The sequence below is a fragment of the Reinekea sp. genome (genome assembly GCF_046710285.1).
Taxonomy (GTDB): domain Bacteria; phylum Pseudomonadota; class Gammaproteobacteria; order Pseudomonadales; family Natronospirillaceae; genus Reinekea.
Genome location: NZ_JBKEGY010000032.1, coordinates 1 through 19,631, shown reverse-complemented (window position 1 = coordinate 19,631; position 19,631 = coordinate 1). Strand labels below are relative to the sequence as shown.

Sequence of the window (19,631 nt, the reverse complement as noted above, 5' to 3'; positions counted from 1 at the left end):
AATGGAAAAAATATTATCGGTAGTGCTTAACCCTTTTGTTAATGACAATCGCGTACTTAAAGAAGCTCAATCCTTATCGTCATTTGGTTATAAGGTGACTGTATTGGCTCTACATGAGAACGAGTTGAAGACTAATGAAACTATTCGAGATATTAAAGTAATTAGAGTTCCTCTAATTACAAAGCTCCTACCTAAATGGAAAGTAATTCAATTTTTTAAGTATATAGAGCTTATAGTTAGAGTGGTTTTTACTCAATTTAGACATGCCGATGTGGTTCATTGTCATGATTTAAATGCATTGCCTATCGGTATTTTGTTTAAATTGTTATCGTTTAATACAAAAAAAGTAATATATGATGCTCACGAATATGAAACTGAAGTTTACGGTCTTTCAAAAGTTGAGAAAAAATTACGCTTCTATTTGGAAGGTCTACTAATTAGATATGCTGAGGAAACAATAACTGTTAGCGATTCTATAGCTCGAGAATATAGTAGTTTGTACGAAATGAATAAACCTAAACTAATTCTTAATTGTCCAGCCTTTACGAAGCAAAGGAAGAGTGATTTATTTCGTGAGGAACTCAAAATTCGAGAAGACCAAATTATTTTTCTGTATCAGGGTGGCTTTAGTAGCGGCCGCGGTATCGAAATACTGCTCGAAACATTTTCTAATCTAGATAGTGATAATATAGTTATAGTATTTATGGGTTATGGGCCATTAGATAAGCTTGTACAATCAAAAGCTGATTCAGAAAATAGTATATTTTATCGTTCAGCAGTCGGTCATGAAGTATTATTGAACTATACAAGCTCAGCGGACTATGGAATTCTTTTCTATGAGGATACATGCTTAAACCATCGTTACTGCTCACCTAATAAAATATTTGAATATCTAATGGCCGGATTACCAGTGCTAACATCTAACTTGTTTGAGATGAAACGCTTGGTTGAACAAGAGGGCGTAGGTGTTGTTGCAGATACAAATACAGTTGATGGCTTTAAAAAAGCTATTGATGCTTCTTTAAGGCTGGAATATACCAGTGTTCAAAAAAACGTTTTTTCTGCTCGAGAGAAATATTGCTGGGAAGAGCAAGAAAAAGTTTTACAAGAGATTTATGATGAACTCTAAAAAAATGGTTGCTCACTTAACGTCTGCACATTCTCGATTTGATACAAGGATATTTCTTAAAGAATGCAAGTCTCTTGCTCGTTTTGGTTATGATGTTTCAATGATAGTAGCAGATGGTAAGGGTGATGATATCCAAAACAATATTGCTATTTACGATGTTGGTGCTTCCAAAGGTAGGCTAGATCGAATACGAAACGCACCGCGTCGAGTTTTAATGAAAGCCATTGAATTGGATGCCGACATATATCATTTACATGATCCTGAGCTGATTCCCATTGGTCTTAAACTTAAAAAATATGGCAAAATTGTCATTTTTGATGCACATGAAGATGTTCCTAAACAATTATTGGGGAAGCCCTATCTGAATATGCCCATAAAATTGTTACTATCTAAAGTTTTTACCATATTTGAGCTGTTCGCCTATCGTAGACTAGATGCTGTTGTGGCTGCGACTCCTTATATTCGTGATAAGTTCATCGCACTGGGTGTTCATACAGTGGACGTAAACAACTTTCCATTGTTGGGAGAGTTGTCTACGGGAGAAATAGATTGGACTCACAAAAAAAATGAAGCAGCTTACGTTGGAGGAATTAGTCAGATTCGTGGAATTTATCAGATTGTTCAAGCTATGGACATGACATTATCTAAGATAGAACTGCAATTAGCTGGAAAGTTTAATGAGGCAACCGTCGAGCTTGCAGTACAATCGGATAAAGGGTGGTATAAGGTTAATGCATTAGGTACCGTAAGCCGTGTAGGTGTTCGCGATTTGTTAACTCGGTGTATTGCAGGTTTAGTGACTTTTTTACCAGCCCCCAATCATATCGATGCGCAACCAAATAAAATGTTTGAGTATATGAGCGCCGGTGTTCCAATAGTTGGATCAAACTTCCCTTTATGGAAAGAAATCATAGAAGGTAATAGTTGTGGACTATGTGTTGACCCTCTAGACCCACAGGCAATAGCAAATGCGTTAGATTTTTTGGTTGCTCACCCAAAAGAAGCTGAAGAAATGGGACGGAACGGTCAGAAAGCTGTGCATGAAAAATATAATTGGACAATCGAAGAAACTAAACTCCTCGATTTATATCATTCAATCCAAAATTGAGAAATATATGAAAAAAATACTAACAATCATTGGTGCGCGCCCTCAGTTTATTAAAGCCAGTGCGATATCACGAGTCATTAAGGAAACTGATGGGATAGTAGAAATAATTCTGCATACAGGGCAACATTTTGACTCTAATATGTCTGATGTGTTCTTTAACCAGCTAAACATACCACGTCCTGATGTTCAGCTAGATATTAATGGCGGTAGTCATGGTGACATGACTGGACGTATGTTAATCGAAATTGAAAAAGCTCTACTTGAATATAAGCCAGATCGAGTATTGGTTTATGGTGATACAAATTCAACCTTAGCGGGTGCACTAGCCGCAGCCAAGCTGCATATTCCTGTTGCACATGTTGAAGCTGGTTTGCGTAGTTTTAATATGCAAATGCCAGAAGAGATAAATCGAATTCTTACTGATCAAATTAGTGATTATCTTTTTTGTCCTACTGAAACAGCAGTAGATAACTTGCAAAATGAAGGCTATTCAAACAAGACCGTAAGTGTTCTAAACGTTGGCGATGTTATGCAAGATTGTGCGTTTTTTTTTAGCAAGCAAGCTGTAGAGCCGTTATTAATGCCAAATGTTAAAGAGTTTATTCTCTCTACCCTGCATAGAGCAGAGAATACTGATGATGTAGTTCGGTTAACTTCTCTTGTTGCTGCCTTAAATAATATACATCGTAATGTTGCACCAGTTGTTTTGCCTTTACATCCAAGAACAAAAAGTGCTATTAAAAAGGCTGGTTTAAAATTAGATGTCTATATTATTGATCCAGTTGGATATTTTGAAATGTTGTGGTTATTAGATCGTTGCTCTTTAGTAGTTACTGATAGTGGCGGTGTTCAAAAAGAAGCTTTCTTTTTTAGGAAAGCTTGTGTGACTATGAGAGATCAAACTGAGTGGGTTGAGTTAGTGGATGCAGGAGTAAATGAGCTAGTTGGAGCAAATCAGCTTGAAATGGAAAATTCAGTAAAAAATAATTTTGGTCGCATTGTTAGCGATAAATATGAGATGTATGGTGGTGGTAAGGCTGCTGAAAAAATCGTTGGTATATTACAAGATTCTTTCTAGACACATAGTATAGGATGCTTAACCGTTATAGTATAAGAATGCTAGAGGTATATTTATCAAGCATGAAAAGGCTCCAATTTGAATATTTTACTCATAAACCACTATGCTGGCCACCCGAAGTTAGGAATGGAGTTTCGACCTTTTTATATAGCAAGAGAATGGGTTAAGCAAGGTCACAGCGTAACAATCCTTGCAGCCGATTATTCACATTTAAGGTATTGTCAGCCAAACGGTCATGGGCGAAGGTCTGAAATCATAGACGGTATTCAGTATGTTTGGCTTCCAACTATTAAATATCAAGGTAATGGATTTGCACGGCTTCTAAATATTAGTCAGTTTTTACTTTCAGGATGTAGCTATTTACGAAAAAAGAAAGGTGAATATGACCACGTTATTGCGTCATCTACATATCCCTTGGATATATTATTGGCAAAATATGTCTCAAAGGGTAGTCGGGTGACTTTTGAATTACACGATATTTGGCCAATGACGCTCTATACAGTTGGTAAGTTACCAAGATGGCATCCTTTTGTTATGCTGATGAAAGTCGGAGAGAGGTTGAGTTATTGGTTGTCAGATAAAGTCGTTTCCATGTTGTCAAATGCATATGATCATGTGAAATTATATGGTGTTAAACCTGAGAACTATTGTTATATACCTAATGGTGTTGATAGCAATGCTCAGTTTAAGTTTAAGGACTCACTTAGTGATAATGCAACGGCTACTCTAAACGCCATCACTGAATTAAAAAGAAATTATGATTTAGTAGCTGGCTATGTTGGTGGGCATGCAATATCCAATCATTTGGATACTTTAGTGGCAACTGCTGAGGTTTCGCCAGAAGTGGCATTCGTTTTTGTTGGCTCTGGAAATGAAAAAGAAAAACTTAAAACAAGTGCTCGAAATTTTAAAAATGTAGTTTTTTTAGATTCAATTGAAAAAGAAGAAGTGGCACCTGTTTTGAAAGGTATGGATATCTTGCTTATTTCTTGGGCTGATGAAGAGATTTATAAGTATGGTACCGGTGCCAATAAAATATTTGATTATTTATTGTCCGGTAAGCCTATTATTCAAGCTATTAATAGTCCAAATAACCCTGTCCAGTTAGCGGAGGCAGGGTTGACTGTGCCGCCTGGTGATTTTCAAGCAATTGCAAAAGCAGTCGTTACACTTAAAGACAAAAAATTACGGGATGCTATGGGTCAACGGGGAATTCAGTACGTAAATGAGAACCATCAATATTGTGAGTTGTCACTGCGGTTCATTGATTTTATAAATTCTTAATAGATATAGTAAATAGACGTTTTTAAGGAGGCTAATTATCATGCGAAAATTCCTACCATTTGCGTTACCTGAAATAGGCGAAGAAGAGATTGCAGAAGTAGTAGACTCTTTGCGCTCTGGCTGGATAACTACAGGACCTAAAGCGAAAAAATTCGAAGAAAGGTTTAGTGCTTTTCTTGGCGGAGGTGTTGAATCAATTTCAGTTAATTCAGCAACTTCAGGTTTGCATTTAGCTTTAGAGGCTATCGGTGTTGGACCCGGAGATGAAGTTATCGTTCCAACCTATACGTTTACTGCAACGGCAGAAATTGTTCGCTACCTTGGTGCTACACCCGTTATGGTTGATGTAGATGAACACACATTTAACATGACGCCAATTTCCTTCAAAAGTGCAATATCTGCTAGCACTAAAGCTGTAATCCCTGTTCATTTTGCTGGTTTAGCTTGTGATATGGATTCAATTATTTCAATTGCTAAAAAACATAAAATTAAAGTCATTGAAGATGCAGCGCATGCTCTGCCGACTATTTATAATGGAAGGTTAGTTGGTACCTTGGATTCAGATATTACGGTTTTTAGTTTTTATGCAAATAAAACCATGACAACTGGCGAAGGAGGTATGGTTGTCACGAAAAACCCTGCATATGCCAAGCGTTGTAAAGTCATGCGATTACATGGAATTAGTCGTGATGCTTTTGATCGTTATGTTTCGACAAAACCATCTTGGTTTTATGAGGTTGTCGCTCCAGGTTATAAGTATAATATGCCTGATATATCAGCAGCAATTGGAATTCATCAGTTAAAGCGGCTAAAAGGCTTTCAACAAAAGCGTAATGCAATGGCATCTGTCTATCATGATCTACTAGCAGATTTACCTATAGAGCTGCCAATAGGCGCTGAACAAACCAGCTCTCATGCGTGGCATTTGTACCCTATAAAGTTAAAACCCGAGTCGGGTATTGCACGCGATGTTTTTATAGAAAAAATGGCAGAAGCGGGTATCGGTTGTTCAGTACACTTTATCCCACTTCATTTGCATCCATATTGGCGTGATACCTATAAATTAACGCCGGAAATGTTTCCTATTGCCCAAAAAATATATCAACAAGAGGTATCAATTCCACTATATACTAAAATGACTAAAGAAGACCAAAATCGGGTAGTGGCAACCATAAAGCAGGTTATCAATAATGCTTAAACGCTTTTTTGATATTGTTTCCTCAAGCTTAGGTTTATTGGTACTTTCGCCTTTGTTTGTGATTGTTGCGTTGTGGGTCAAGTATGATTCGGCAGGGCCAATATTTTTTCGGCAAAAACGAGTAGGGCGTAATGGCGTAATATTTCGTATTCATAAATTCCGAACCATGAAACTTGAATCCGAAGTAGCTGGAAAGCTGACAATAGGATCAGATAGTAGAATAACCCGATCGGGAAATTTTTTACGGAAATACAAAATAGATGAATTACCTCAGTTAATTGATGTTCTGATAGGGAAAATGAGTATTGTAGGGCCTAGGCCTGAGGTAGCTGAATATATGAAGCTATATTCTGAGTCGTCACGTAATAAAATTCTGTCATTGAGGCCCGGAATTACGGATTGGGCTTCTATTGAAATGGTCGATGAAAATGCAATATTAGCTGAATACCCAGACCCTCAAGCGGCCTACATTAGAATTATAATGCCATTGAAAGAAAAATACTATTTAGAATATGTTGAATCTAATAGTTTTTTTGGGGATATATTATTAATCTTTAGAACAATTTTTAAAATTATAAAGCGCGATAAAAAAGGCGATATCTAAATGCGGTCCAAGCTCACGGCTAAGTATACTCAACTTAGACGCACCCAAAAAAAGTGGATAATGGTCATTGCAGATGTCTTCATGGTGCCTTTCTCTCTCTGGGCCGCTTGGGCGCTGCGCTTAGGTGATATGTGGCCCCAGCGTCAGCTAGCTGGCTTTGGGTGGCTATTTATTGCGGTTATTCCAACGGCCATTCTTATATTCGCTCGATTAGGGCTTTATCGCGCTATTATTCGTTATATTGGCAGTAAGGCCTTATACGCTGTATTTAACGGGTCTGCTTTAATGGCGTTTGTAGTTTGGTCTCTTGTATTTCTTTCACGAGAGCCTGGCTTTCCTCGCTCTATCCCAATTATATTTGCTTTGGTGCTTATGTTGGTCATTGGTGGCAGTCGTTTAGTCGTACGTTGGCTGTTTCAATGGATAAATACCAATTTTGCTAGCCGAGAACCGGTAGCCATTTATGGTGCGGGTGACTCGGGTATGCAACTTATTTCCGCGCTACAAAAAGGCAAAGTATACATCCCTGTCGCCTTTTTTGATGATAATCCTCAGCTATGGAAGCATTCAATACAAGGTATTTCTGTTTATTGTCCAGGTAAAATAGCGTCTGTATTAAAAGAACTGAAAGTAAAGCGTGTGTTGCTTGCTGTACCTAGAGCCACAAAAAAACAACGTAAAATTATTTTAGACCGGCTAGAGCCGTTTCCTGTCCATGTACAAACCACTCCATCTATGACTGACCTTGTGTCGGGTATTGCCAGCGTTGATCAACTACAAGAAGTAGAATTAGAGGACTTGCTTGGACGAGACCCGGTTCCACCTAAAAAAGAGCTATTTGAAGCTTGTATTAAAAACAAAGTGGTTATGGTTACTGGGGCGGGCGGGTCAATTGGTTCTGAATTGTGTCGTCAAGTTGTGTCTGCTCAGCCGAGTGTACTTGTTTTGTTCGAGCAAAATGAATTTTCGTTATACGCCATTGAGCGTGAGTTGTTAAAATCAGTAGGTTCTACAGGAGCTTCAATACAAATTTTACCCATATTGGGTTCGGTGTGTAATGAAGAGCGTGTCTCTGGGGTGATCAAAAAATTCGCTGTTAATACCATTTATCATGCAGCGGCGTTTAAGCATGTTCCTTTGGTCGAGCACAATATATTTGAAGGTATACGCAACAATGTAATTGGTACTAAAACAGTGGCCGAAGCGGCTCATAAACTGAATGTTAGCCATTTTGTTCTAATTTCTACAGATAAAGCCGTGCGCCCAACTAACGTAATGGGTGCTACCAAGCGTTTGGCTGAACAAGTGGTGCAGAATTTGGCGCAAGAGTCATCAACAGTATTCAGTATGGTGCGGTTTGGTAACGTGTTAGGGTCTTCAGGCTCGGTTGTACCATTATTTCGTAAGCAAATAGCTGCAGGAGGGCCAGTTACTGTAACCCATCCTGAAATTACACGCTTTTTTATGACCATACCGGAAGCTTCGCAGCTAGTTATCCAAGCCGGTGCTATGGCAAAAGGCGGCGATGTCTTTGTTTTAGACATGGGTGATTCGGTTAAAATAGTTGATTTAGCTCACCGAATGATAGAGCTCAGTGGCTTCGAAGTTAAAACCGATGAAACACCTGAAGGTGAAATTGCTATTGAATTCTCTGGTTTACGCCCAGGTGAAAAACTGTTCGAAGAGTTACTCATAGGTGACTCTGTAACTGGCACAGAGCATACAAAAATACTCCGCGCTAATGAAGACTTTGTAGGTTTGCAGGTTATAGAGCAAAGCCTTCTAGAGTTTCAAACCGCTGAACAAACTTTTGATGCGGTAAGAGCACGAAGTGAATTAGAAAAAGTAGTGGCTGGTTTTAAACCTAATTCACCTATTGTTGATTTTTTACAGTAGTGCGCTGTGTAATTCTTATTTTGATGTAACTTCGCGCTCACCAGCTACTATGGTAAATACAGTAAATACGAGAAAAAACATCGTACCATTCATGCCTATAAATATTGTATTGGTTAAACCAAAGCCAATATAGGCTAATGTTGTCATTACTATCGTAGATGAATAGGGTGGTATGAGGGCTGAGCCTGCTTTCATAGTGCTATAGTAAAAAAATATTAATATCAGCACACCCAGTGCACCACTTTTAGCCAACATATCAAATAGATCACTGTGTTGTTGACTGGACTCCGTTACCACCCAGTTATTAATTTTGTCTTCATTCACTAAGCGCTTTTCAAGTTCTGTTAAGCCTGACTTTCCTAGGCCTATTATGGGGCTTTCTTGAAATGCGATGATCGAGGTATACCACATTTGCAAACGTAAACCTGTAGAGGAACGGTTGCTTGACGTTAATTCAAAGCTGCTCAGTTCGTTGATTACTTGATTTATACGTACATTTACCGTGGGTATATACGCATAGGCCAGAACGCTACAAATAATCATTACGCTGGTAAAGGCTAAACTTATTCTCTTCGGTAAGGTTACAAATGCAATGGTTAGAAACAATAAAGCTAACAGTATTACCGTTAACCAAGCCCCTCTTGAACCCGATAATATAACGCCAATGCTAGCCGCTATTAGGCTGATTGCTGCTGTACTTAGTTCAATGTATTTTGGTATTAATGTTTGGGGTTTATTTTTAATTAGGTGGTGTATTTTAACACCAATAACCAAACAAAAAACCAGTCCAATGTCGCCCCAAATAATCGGGTTGAATGGCCCTGATACTCTAGTTCCGTATTCACCTGCTGTATAAGCAATGCTTTGCCAACCGCAAATCAACCCTGCTAAATAAATACCTAGCCAAAACCAAGTTTGATTAAATCCAACCTTTTTTAAATATAAAAAAATAGGGATAATCAGAATAAAGCGCATAGGTTGGTCTAAATCGGTAATTTCCGCAGCTGAATTTCCTCGATAAATCGCCGATGCATGAGCAACAAACATAAGGGAAAATGCTAGTATTATTAAGTAGTGTTCTTTTGTAATCTGTAGTGGGCGGTCTTTAACAAACAAGGCTAGTGGGCTTAACAACAGCATAATACCTGCTGAATAGCCTGTGCCCCCCCAAACCAAAAACGTTAGAATAAAAAATGTTAGCACAAGCAAGCCGTTAAATTGGTAAAGTGTTTTACCTAACCCGCTTTCGTGTGGTGTGTTGAAATATTTATTAAGCATTGCAGTCTTCATTTTTGTTGCTTACCGTTGCTGTGGCTAGGTGGTTATAAAGGTTGCAGTAGTATTTATCGGGCTCTAACCAATCTTTAACGTGGCTAAGCGAGGGTTCGTTAATATTCTGACGTAGCTTGCTCATAAAGGCCGTGTCACCATAGCGGTGTGTACCACCCCATTGAGGGTTCATTTCTAAAAATATGAGTTTACCTCCTACTTCAAAAAACTCTATTGCGCCTATGTTCGCTTTAAGCGTAGTAAATCCCTGTAATATTTGGTTGTGGTAGATAGGGTTACTAAGAATGTTCTGTAGTTTGGCATTGTAGTCACAAAAAGCTTCCCAATAAGCTATACGTTGGTCGCTGGCATGTATCACTTTTTGGGTGCCAACCAACGCATAACCGCCAAGTATTTTATTGCAGGCGATATGTGCTCGGTATACGTGATATATACCGCTTGCATCTTTGTTGTCTACCGGGGCAACGGCTAAAATTTGAGATTGATTGACCTTATTTGAAAGCGCGCGCAGCCTTAAAGTTAAAATGGCTTTTGTAATTTCATTTGTTGTAGCGCTAGGCGGTAAGAAAACAATGCCCTTGCCTGAATCTTCATTGTGAGTGCGCAAATATAAGCCATTGTGTTGTTTAATTAGCTCTTTCACGCTCTTAATTTGTTTGTTTTTACTAAGCCATGGGCTCCAAACTTGGAATGCTGGGCAGTCTATGTTTGATTTTGCCCATAAGCTGAACGTATTCACTTTACTGGCATAATTGGTAAAGTGAGATACACTGTTTAATACGAGTGCATTCGGTTTGATTTTTTTCTCGGCGGCTAATATATTTTTTAGGTGTTTTTTGTTAGCCCGCTCTGGGTTAAGTCGAATATACACTATATCTGCTTGGCTAATATCTTGAATGGGTATCAAGTTACTTTGGGCCAAACCTTCAATTTCTTTTACTCTGGGCACTTCTATAGCGTTATCAGAGATAAACTTCCGTTTGTGCCAAGAAGATGAATTTTGTTTGCGACCAATAAAAGCGATTGTTGTCATTTATAACCTTTTAAAGGAATAGTATTGCGATAAGGCGGTGATTGTGAGCAACGGTAAAATAGCGGCAGCCAATACAGGAAGTCCTGAAATAGCAAGAACACCAGAGCTAACATCTAGAAGTGTCGATAGTGCAAGGGCGGTTGCTAGGCCCTTGAACACCACATCGCCTATTGTTTTTTGTCGAAATGAAGTCAAGCTGAATATTAACGCCAGGTTGAGCATTAGTAAAATCTCTATTGGAAACAAAACTCGCTGCCACCATTCTAATGCCTCGCTTGATCGTAAGCTGTCTTCTTTTTTCGCATAAAATACTCGTTGGCTTAGCTGGCTTAGCGTTAAAGTACTTGAGTTTGTTGCAAGCTGCTGTGCAATATCGGGAGTAAGGGTAGGCGTGCTAAAGCTTAAAAGAGCATGGTCAACGATATGTCGCTCGCTATCTGCTTGCATATCTTTTTCCGTTGCATCGGGTAATACCCAGTGATCAGCTTTTGCTTGAGCTAATTGTGCTTCTGTTATGCTAAATAAACCATTGTTATCAAAACGATACAATGTTGGAGACACTAGTGAACCATCGGATTGATCAACAAATGCAGTCGAAATAAACCAATTACCCGATTTTATCCATTGTTGCTCTTGTGCCGGTAGTTCACGGCCGCGTAATAGCGCACGTGTTGCTGTCGCGTTATTGCTCCATGTGGGTGCTAGCCATTCTCCCATCCAAAACAAAGGTGCAGCAATGACGATTATGGGTAAAAACAACTTTAGAATTAGTAATAAACCATTGGAGGTCATTTGCTTAATGATGACCAGTTCTGAGTTTTTATTGAGAGTCGCAAATGTTATTAAAGCCGACAGAACAATGAGCAACGGGGTAAATTCATAAAGTTCATAAGGCAGGGTGAGAATTTTATATTGCAAGGCGTCAATGGCTGTGTAATTACCAGAGACACGCCGACCCGTTTCATCGGCGATGCCTAAAATAAGTAATAGGCCTCCCAAGGAACCGAACACCAATAAAACGGTAAAGATGGCTTTGCGAAATAAATAGCGAAAAAGTATTTGGTTTTTCATTTATGTTTCTGCCGCATAAATAGCCACCATCCTAAAAAAACCGCCAAACTGTGAAGCCACCAACCATGTGCCCATAAGGGCAGTTTAGAGTAAGCAATGCTGGCGTTTAGGGTTTTAAAAATATAGCTATAGACTACATACAAGGCAATGCCTATTGCAATAGCGCCTACTCTTGCTTGACGGGGCTTTACCTTGGTTAAGCCCACACCCCATATACAAAGAACTGGAATAATGAGAGGGTAGAGAATACGCCATAAAAATTCACTTTGTTGCCACTGGTTAGCATTCATCGTTAATGTTTTTGTGCTCATGGTATTTAGTTTGTTATTTGTATAAGTATATGAATCTATGGGCAGGGCGACGCTGTAGCTAGTAAAACTCTGATCACTGCCAGAATTTAAATTCTGAGTTATTAAGCGACCATTTTCAAACATCAGGTATTGCGTGGAGCTTTGGTTCTCTCGGTCAATTTTCAATGAGTTTGCGCTAATAACGGTAGTACCTTTTTCTTGATGTTGTATAACATAGACATCAAGTAGCTTGCCGGTAATGGGTGAGCTATCTGCCGCGTATAAGGTGCCCATGTTATTGGGTAAGTTAAAAAACTCGCCTGGGTCTACTAAGTCAGTTATCGGGCGATTATTTTGGTCCACGCTGTATTGTTCGAACATGAGAGCAAAGCTAGGGGTTATAAAAAGTGTGAACAACCACATGACGAATGTAAGGGGCAGGGCTGTTGTTATCAGCAGATTAGAAGTCAATTTTTGATCGGATAAGCCTGCAGCATTAAAAATAGTTCGTTCAGAATCTTGAGAAAGCCTGTTTTGTGAAATTAGAATAGCCAGTAAGTAGGCTGGCGGTAACAGCTCGGGTAAAATTACAGGAATGGTAAAGCCAATTATTTTATAAATGGCTTGTTGCTCAAATAATCCTGCAATGACTTGCTGAACAGTGTCAGAAAGCTCTGCGGTGGTTAATAGTGCAATAAGCACAACGGTAATGAAGATGAATGGCTTGAGAGTTTCAGTGAATATATAGCGGAATATCACAATGGTGCCCTTTTATTCACTGTGCGGAGTCTTAAAATTAGAATAGTAACTTTTTTCTATATCTAACACCTAAACCATTATAGGGGAGCTTAGGTGTTAGTGCCAAATGTTAATCTTTTTTTATGGCTAAGCGTATAAGCGCGATAAAAATCGCAAAGAACCCTGCTAAAACGGTTGAAGCTATAGCAATTAGCTTGCGGTTTGGTTTTTCAGCGCTTGCTGGAACCAAAGCTTTAACCGTTGGTTGAATATAACTAATGCTCGACGAATCTAAACTAAAGGCTTTTAAGGTGGCGGCTCGGCCTTTCAGTGTATTAGGGCTTATGGTTGTTGTTTTGGTCATTTCTTTAGTTTCAGTTACAATCGTTTGGTCAGCTAATTGTATTGGGCTATTTTCAAGTACAGACAGTTCGGCTGTTAGTACGCGAGTGCCTTTTAAGAAGTCTTCCTCTTTTTCGGGTTGTTCATTTAACAGCTGAACGTTGCCATTGCCATGAACTAAGGCTGACCATGAAGTAGGCTCTTTAATATTGAGCTCCGTTGCTATGGCGAGGGCGGCTTTTAAATGCTCTATTTGCTGTGCGCGTTTAGCAATGGCCGTACCTTCTAGCTCGGCTAGCTGGCGTTTAACTTGTGCAATTTCTACATTGCGTTGGCCTAAAATGTCGTTGCTGAGGTCAGCGGTGGTTTTTGTTGAAGCTAGTTTTAGCAGCTCATTCATCCATAGTGCGGTTTGTTGCGGGTCGCTAGATAAGGTGCTAAGTGATATTTCATCAAATTCAGCTTCTAAACCTTCAATATCTTCCATAAAGTCATAGGTGGCGGGCGCTATGCGAATACTGTTGGATATATCTGCAATTTTGCTGAAGCGCTGAGCAGGTGTGAGTGCTTTGCCTTTGTCGTCAATAAGCGCATTCTGAGTTTCAAGTGCTTGTTCTATTAAATCACGTGACTGCAGGTTCTTTAAAAAGCTGCCTAACACTGCTTGGCGAGATAGTGGAATCAAGGTTTGCGCTAATAGGGGTTGAATATCATTTGTTGAGGGCTTGTCGAAAATAGCTTCAACGCGATACTCTTTGGGTAATGCCAGTGCAATAGCAACACCAACAATTGCACCAATAATAGTGATGCCAACAATTAGCTTCCATTGCGCTATTAAATTACGAATAAGTTCGCCAAGGTCAATTTCATCAGTTGGTTCAGGGCGTAAATGGGCTAAATCTTGGTTGGTCATATATAAATCTTCGTTAATTATATTTGGAGTGAGAATAGCATGAAGATTCGATTTTTATAAACCCATACGATGCATTTTGGCTATTATTTTCATATAAATCATTGGTTTAGTTTTATTTTTGCAATTTCTTGCGATTTCGTTGATTTACAGTACTGCGAACATTGTTTTTAATAGGTATTATTACCCAAGTTTGACTAGATGCAATAAACCTAAAAGGACTCCTAATGGAACTTACTTGTTTTAAAGCGTACGACATTCGTGGCCAGCTTGGTACCGAGCTAAATACTGAAATAGCCTACCGAATTGGCCGAGCCTTCGCGACATTTTTAAAGCCTAAAAAGGTGGTTGTGGGTTGGGATGTGCGTGAAACATCGCCTGAACTCAAGGATGCGTTTGCCCAAGGCGTACTAGATTTCGGCGCAGATGTGGTCGACTTAGGCATGTGCGGTACCGAAGAAGTTTATTTTGGAACCAAGTTCTTAAACGCAGAAGGTGGCTGTATGGTCACCGCGAGTCATAACCCAATTAATTATAACGGCATGAAAATGGTGCGTGAAGAAGCCAAACCTATTTCAGCCGATACCGGCTTGGCCGACATTAAAGCCATGGCTGAAGCCGAAACCTATGCTGAAAAAGCCCAAACACCTGGCAAGCTTACCGTTATTGATAACCGCGCTGCCTATGTTGAGCATTTAATGACTTATGTAGACGTTGAAGGCTTAAAGCCAATGAAGTTGGTTGTTAATGCCGGTAACGGTGCGGCAGGTCCTTCATTAGATGCTATTGAAGCGGCTCTTTTGGCCAAAGGCGCGCCAATAGAGTTTATTAAAGTAAACCACGAACCTAACGCGGCTTTCCCAAATGGTATTCCAAACCCGTTGTTACATGAGCAACAGCCAGTGACAGGTAAGGCGGTTAAAGATAACAAGGCCGATTTAGGCATCGCGTGGGATGGTGACTTTGACCGCTGTTTCTTCTGGGATGAAGACGCTAACTTCATCGAAGGCTATTACATTGTAGGCTTACTTGCCGAGGCGTTTTTGGCGCAAAGACCGGGGTCTAAAATTGTTTATGACCCTCGCTTGGTCTGGAATACCGTAGAAATAGTTGAAGCCTCTGGTGGCGAAGCCATTCAGTCGGTTTCTGGTCATGCCTTTATTAAGGAGCGCATGCGCAAAGAAGATGCGGTCTACGGCGGTGAAATGAGTGCGCATCACTATTTTAAAGACTTCGCCTACGCCGATAGCGGCATGATCCCATGGCTGTTAATTATAGATTTGTTAAGTCGCAAACAAACCACCTTAAAAGCCTTAGTAGAAGAGCGCATGGCAAAATTCCCAAGCCCCGGTGAGATTAACAGTAAAGTAGCCGATGCGGATGAAGCCATGAACCGTGTTGAAGCGGCCTATAAAGACTCAGCAAAGAAAATCGAAAAAGTAGATGGTCTTTCAGTAGAATTTGATGAGTGGCGCTTTAACCTACGTAAGTCAAATACTGAGCCGGTTATTCGGTTGAATGTAGAAACCCGCGCTGATAAAGAGCTGATGGATGAAAAAACTCAAGAATTACTGGCGCTTATTCGTCAGTAGTTTAGCAGTGTTCAGTTTTTTATTTATAATAAGCCGCTTTCGAGCGGTTTTTTTGTGAGCGCAATCGCACAAAAGCGCCAAGGCTGTTGACGGAAATAGCGGATAAGTCAGAATGATCCAAATTTTGAAATTACCAAGGAATGGTAGTGGACTTAGATTTATCATCTGGCCTACTGAAAGGTATCGACACCGCTGGCTTACTGCTCGAGCACGAGTTTCCAATATTGGAGCCGTTGTCATTTTTGGCTTTCCGGCAGTTACCGCAAGAAATTCAGAAGCATTATAAAGAGAAAAGCCTTCCGCTGTGCAAAGTTGAAAAACACCAAGTTGAGCGCTTTCGAAACAATCCATTGACCGGTTTTTGGGTGAAATCGGGGCGAACTTGGGGCATTGAGCCTTATTATGCCTCTCGTTTTGCATCAGAGGTGCTCATTTTAATTCCTCAGTATGCAACCCAGCGACCAGAACTTAACGAAGACTGCTTAGATGTTGCAACGGCAACTTGTGTCTCTAACCAACAACCGCAAGAATTAACCGAGTATTGGAACGGCCCTTTATCTCGCTCAACACACCCGCAGCCCGATAGGCTAATACATCGTCAGCCGCTAATCAGTATTTATAACAAGGGTGAAAGCGTCCTCAAAAAAGGCGGTCATAATGTAAAAGCTAATATAGCCGACTATGTTTGGCAGCAAGGTGATACTCCTACTTCCGTAGCTCAAACTACCCGAGGACACCAAGACGCGCGAGGCCTGTTTGAATTCGATAAACATTACTCCGAAAAATCCTTACCCCAAGCTGGCGATGTTGTGCGGCTTCATAACGGCTGGTTAATTAGCCTAAGTGGCTGCGCTCAATACACCAAGTCAATCAACTTAAAATGGCAAGGCCCAGTAACAGGCCAGCAATCATTCAGCTTTGATGATGCAAAAAGGGAAGATTTTCATGAATGGTCTATAGAAGTAGAGCTACCGCCAGGCGAATACACAATTACCGCACAATCAGGTGAAGCAACGGTAACCGAGCAGATTAATGTAATATCCGTTAAAACGTTGCAGTTTGGATTGTTCTTTGACGGAACAGGGAAAAATTATAACGCTGATAAGCATTGCGAAACGGATGAGTTTGAACCTTCTAATATTGCTAAGTTGTATGAGTGTTATAAGCAGGATGTATCTCGTGGGATCGGTCGCCACTATATTGATGGAATAGGGACTGTTGATATTGAGAATGAAGTCCAAATTTGTCAGAACGTAGAGCCAGGATGGAAAGAGAAGTTGGCGCAGGCATTTGGTGTTGGGATGAAGGCGCGGATTGAAGAGGCTTATAGGCGAGTTTTGCAGTTTCTAGGGGAGGTGGGTGAGAATCAGAAGCATGATTTGATCATTGATTTATTTGGGTACAGTAGAGGCGCGGCAAACGCACGAGCATTTATTAATGACTTTCATGAATTAATTAAAAAAGGAGAGCTACCGGATAAGCTTCAGAAATTAGAGGATATTAAGTTTAGGTTTTTAGGCCTTTATGAAACAGTCGGCTCAATAGGTATTCCAGGTGATGAGTTTAATTGCCCTTACAATTTAAACTTAAATTTTGGTAGTGCTAATGCGGTTTATCATTTATGCGCTTTACATGAACAGCGCGCTTACTTTCCGTTATCGAGTGTGAAATCTGAACCAGGAAAGGTTACACCGCATACCTTTAAAGAAGAGTATATGCCTGGTGCTCATGCTGATGTAGGCGGAGGGCAAGCCCTAGCGAATCACCCTAAAACCATTACCTTGTCACGCTTTGTTGTTTCTTATTTAAAAGACAATAAGAAATCTAAGCAGCGAGCTGAACGAAAAGCGGCAGAGCGAATCGAAGAAATAAAACTAACCTATGCACCCTGGGGCGGTGACCTTAAAGTAAAGCGAAAAGAAAAGCTTAACGAGCACGGCAATGCATTTAATATTCATATTGCAATAACGTTAGTGCGTGCAATAGACCCACAACTTGAACACTTATCCCTCCTCAAAATGTATCAACAAGCCAAAAAGCACTATTTACCCCTTCAAGAGCTTAGTATTCTAGATTTGCATCGACTTAGGTACCAAGTGCCAGGCAATGTTAATGCAAATGTAGCAAGGGCAATGAAGGGTGATGAGGTATCTATGGATTGGCTTAAAGCAAATTACATTGAGATATCCCATCAGCCAGATGCTCCAGCGGGCGATGTCTTACATGTAGACAAACCAGAGAAAAGGCCAGAAAACACGACTCCTCTAGGTATAAGAGAGTTATTTTACAATTACAAAGAGAAGGCAGTATGAAGAAAATATTTACGTTAGTGTTTCTTGCTAGTCTTTTGTTAGCAGGTTGTTCGGCTAATCCGAAATTTGAAAAGTATATTTTTAATTTTAGTGCTGAGGAGTCTGATCGGTTTTTCATTACCGATGCCATTTTTGACAGAACCTTCGGAGCCCCAGCGGGAACGGTAGGCTGTTGCCTAGCTTCTGGCGGAGCATCTTCCAGTTTAAGGGTAAGCTACTACCCAAGCTATGGAGAGTTTACTTGGTACGATATGAAACAAGAGCAGTTTTATAAGGCCAAGGTTCAATACCCCGATAACGTCCAGGAAATGGCCTCGAATATGCCTAAGGAAATTTGGCTGTATTCCCAGGAAGAACCAGATCCAGCCTACCTTAATCTAATCACAAGTATTACAAGTGACAACTGGGTCATAACCTGGCTGGCCAATGCCGGTGGTGGCCCAAATATCAAAAAGCGCGAACTGATAGAGTTAGGCCGAGCCCAAGGCATTCCGTTTGAGCGTGATGATCCTTAGTTAAATGTAAGCACGTTTAAATTTTCAAGTTTGATCAAAATTTATTAAGGACCACCTTTTAATGAAATTCGTTATTACGAGTATGTTAGTCACCAGCATGTTTCTTTCAGCCTGTCTCGCCAGCACTTTACCGAAAGACGTTTATTTTTACTTTGATACCGATGAAAGTGGCCCTCTTTATATGCAAATGGGCAGTTTTCATGGAGACCCCTCACAAACCCCCATTGAATTTAAATACATTCACCCACCCAAGCTAGAATATAACTATTTACCAGCGTCTCTAAATTACATGCCAACATACGCCAAATTTAAATGGGGTAACCGGGAAACGCAAATTAACTATATAGCTGAAGTAAAACTACCCGACAACTTAGCCGTACTACTTGAAAACCTATCGCCACAGGTCTGGCTATATTCACAAGAAGAGCCAATAGAAGGCTACACCGCTATCACCATAAACTTAACGCAAGAAAACGAAGTAGTGATATCACTAATAAACTCAGCCGCAGGCTTAAACATCAAAACCCGAGAAACCATCGAGCTTGCTCGTGTAAAAGGGGAGGTGCTGGATAGTCCCGAATTTATTATAGATAGTTGTGGTTGTGAGCTGGGGAATCCGTTTTAGGCTTCGGGCTGCGAGCTTCGGGTTAGTTCAAAGGATAAAACACCTTAGGCCTGTCTTTTGTAACCATATCCTCACGTAGGAGCGCTCGGAGCTTGCGGAGACGCGATTTTATTCATAGTAGCTAGGCAGCTATTTATTCTGCTTTCAGCTTTAGCTTAAACCATCGTCTCTACGCTGCGCTTCGAAGACTCCTACAGATTACATCGTCACTAGTTGCCTGTAGGAGCATGCGGAGACGCGACCCCAAGGTGCAGGGACGACCCATGGCACAACACTAAAACCCAACACCACGCCATCTTTTGACCTTACCCGCAGCCCGAAGCTAGCAGCTCGCGGATGCCCTTCGGGCACCGTTCTGGGTTTTTTAACAAAAACCCCTTGACCTTCCTACGGAAAACCGTAATATACGCCTCCCTGCTGCTGAGGCGGTAGGGATTCAACGCGTGTTGGTTGATTCTTTTAAAGTCGTTAAGTTGTTGATTTTAAAAGAAAAATTAAAAATAACGGTTGACTCGGTGAGCGGAATCAGTATGATACGCAGCATCAAAACGAACAAGCCCAGAGCGCCTCTGTTCCGATCTTTAAAATTGTTAGAAGTAATTCGTGTGGGCGCTTG

The 19,631-nt window shown here is 40.4% G+C and carries 16 protein-coding genes; 11 read left to right on the top strand and 5 right to left on the bottom strand.

The genetic code is table 11. From position 1 onward, the window contains the following. Position 1: 1 nt before the first annotated feature. The 7 genes from ACI882_RS16445 to ACI882_RS16415 all read left to right on the top strand — a co-directional run bounded on the left by ACI882_RS16445 (position 2) and on the right by ACI882_RS16415 (position 8,297). Positions 2-1,129: a glycosyltransferase gene (locus tag ACI882_RS16445; RefSeq protein ID WP_411748562.1), complete on the top strand. Its 1,128-nt coding sequence runs from the start codon at positions 2-4 to the stop codon at positions 1,127-1,129. Continuing rightward, a complete protein-coding gene (locus tag ACI882_RS16440; protein WP_411748561.1) occupies positions 1,116-2,237 on the top strand; it encodes a glycosyltransferase family 4 protein in 1,122 nt (373 codons plus the stop codon). Before ACI882_RS16445 ends, ACI882_RS16440 begins: the two co-directional genes overlap by 14 nt. Further along, positions 2,170-3,315, top strand: coding sequence for a non-hydrolyzing UDP-N-acetylglucosamine 2-epimerase (gene wecB, locus ACI882_RS16435; RefSeq protein ID WP_411748560.1), 1,146 nt, complete (start codon positions 2,170-2,172; stop codon positions 3,313-3,315). Before ACI882_RS16440 ends, wecB begins: the two co-directional genes overlap by 68 nt. A 78-nt stretch (positions 3,316-3,393) precedes the next feature. Beyond that, positions 3,394-4,599, top strand: a complete 1,206-nt coding sequence (locus tag ACI882_RS16430) for a glycosyltransferase family 4 protein (protein WP_411748559.1) — start codon at positions 3,394-3,396, stop codon at positions 4,597-4,599. A 40-nt stretch (positions 4,600-4,639) separates the two neighbouring features. Further along, on the top strand, positions 4,640-5,797 hold the full coding sequence (locus ACI882_RS16425) for a DegT/DnrJ/EryC1/StrS family aminotransferase (RefSeq protein ID WP_411748558.1): 1,158 nt from the start codon (positions 4,640-4,642) through the stop codon (positions 5,795-5,797). Next, a complete protein-coding gene (locus tag ACI882_RS16420; protein WP_411748557.1) occupies positions 5,790-6,401 on the top strand; it encodes a sugar transferase in 612 nt (203 codons plus the stop codon). Before ACI882_RS16425 ends, ACI882_RS16420 begins: the two co-directional genes overlap by 8 nt. After that, entirely contained in the window at positions 6,402-8,297 is a 1,896-nt protein-coding gene (locus ACI882_RS16415) for a polysaccharide biosynthesis protein (RefSeq protein WP_411748556.1), read from the top strand. Between the two features lie 15 nt (positions 8,298-8,312). On the opposite strand, the gene ACI882_RS16410 is transcribed toward ACI882_RS16415, so the two are convergent. From ACI882_RS16410 to ACI882_RS16390, 5 genes are all read right to left on the bottom strand, one after another. Next, a complete protein-coding gene (locus ACI882_RS16410) occupies positions 8,313-9,587 on the bottom strand; it encodes an O-antigen ligase family protein (protein ID WP_411748555.1) in 1,275 nt (424 codons plus the stop codon). Next, complete coding sequence (locus tag ACI882_RS16405; RefSeq protein ID WP_411748554.1) at positions 9,568-10,620, bottom strand: hypothetical protein; 1,053 nt, start codon at positions 10,618-10,620, stop codon at positions 9,568-9,570. The genes ACI882_RS16410 and ACI882_RS16405 overlap by 20 nt, the downstream gene beginning before the upstream one ends. Beyond that, entirely contained in the window at positions 10,621-11,691 is a 1,071-nt protein-coding gene (locus ACI882_RS16400) for an LptF/LptG family permease (RefSeq protein ID WP_411748553.1), read from the bottom strand. Further along, positions 11,688-12,740, bottom strand: a complete 1,053-nt coding sequence (lptF, locus tag ACI882_RS16395; protein ID WP_411748552.1) for an LPS export ABC transporter permease LptF — start codon at positions 12,738-12,740, stop codon at positions 11,688-11,690. Before lptF ends, ACI882_RS16400 begins: the two co-directional genes overlap by 4 nt. A 109-nt stretch (positions 12,741-12,849) precedes the next feature. Further along, positions 12,850-13,974: an LPS O-antigen chain length determinant protein WzzB gene (locus ACI882_RS16390; protein ID WP_411748551.1), complete on the bottom strand. Its 1,125-nt coding sequence runs from the start codon at positions 13,972-13,974 to the stop codon at positions 12,850-12,852. 224 nt (positions 13,975-14,198) lie between these two features. On the opposite strand from ACI882_RS16390, the gene ACI882_RS16385 reads away from it, so the two are divergent. The 4 genes from ACI882_RS16385 (at position 14,199) to ACI882_RS16370 (ending at position 19,015) form a co-directional block, all read left to right on the top strand. Then, positions 14,199-15,563, top strand: coding sequence for a phosphomannomutase CpsG (locus tag ACI882_RS16385; RefSeq protein WP_411748550.1), 1,365 nt, complete (start codon positions 14,199-14,201; stop codon positions 15,561-15,563). 146 nt (positions 15,564-15,709) lie between these two features. After that, a complete protein-coding gene (locus tag ACI882_RS16380) occupies positions 15,710-17,875 on the top strand; it encodes a T6SS phospholipase effector Tle1-like catalytic domain-containing protein (protein ID WP_411748549.1) in 2,166 nt (721 codons plus the stop codon). After that, complete coding sequence (locus ACI882_RS16375; RefSeq protein WP_411748548.1) at positions 17,872-18,390, top strand: hypothetical protein; 519 nt, start codon at positions 17,872-17,874, stop codon at positions 18,388-18,390. Before ACI882_RS16380 ends, ACI882_RS16375 begins: the two co-directional genes overlap by 4 nt. Before the next feature lie 61 nt (positions 18,391-18,451). Further along, complete coding sequence (locus tag ACI882_RS16370) at positions 18,452-19,015, top strand: hypothetical protein (RefSeq protein WP_411748547.1); 564 nt, start codon at positions 18,452-18,454, stop codon at positions 19,013-19,015. The last annotated feature ends 616 nt before the right edge of the window (positions 19,016-19,631 follow it).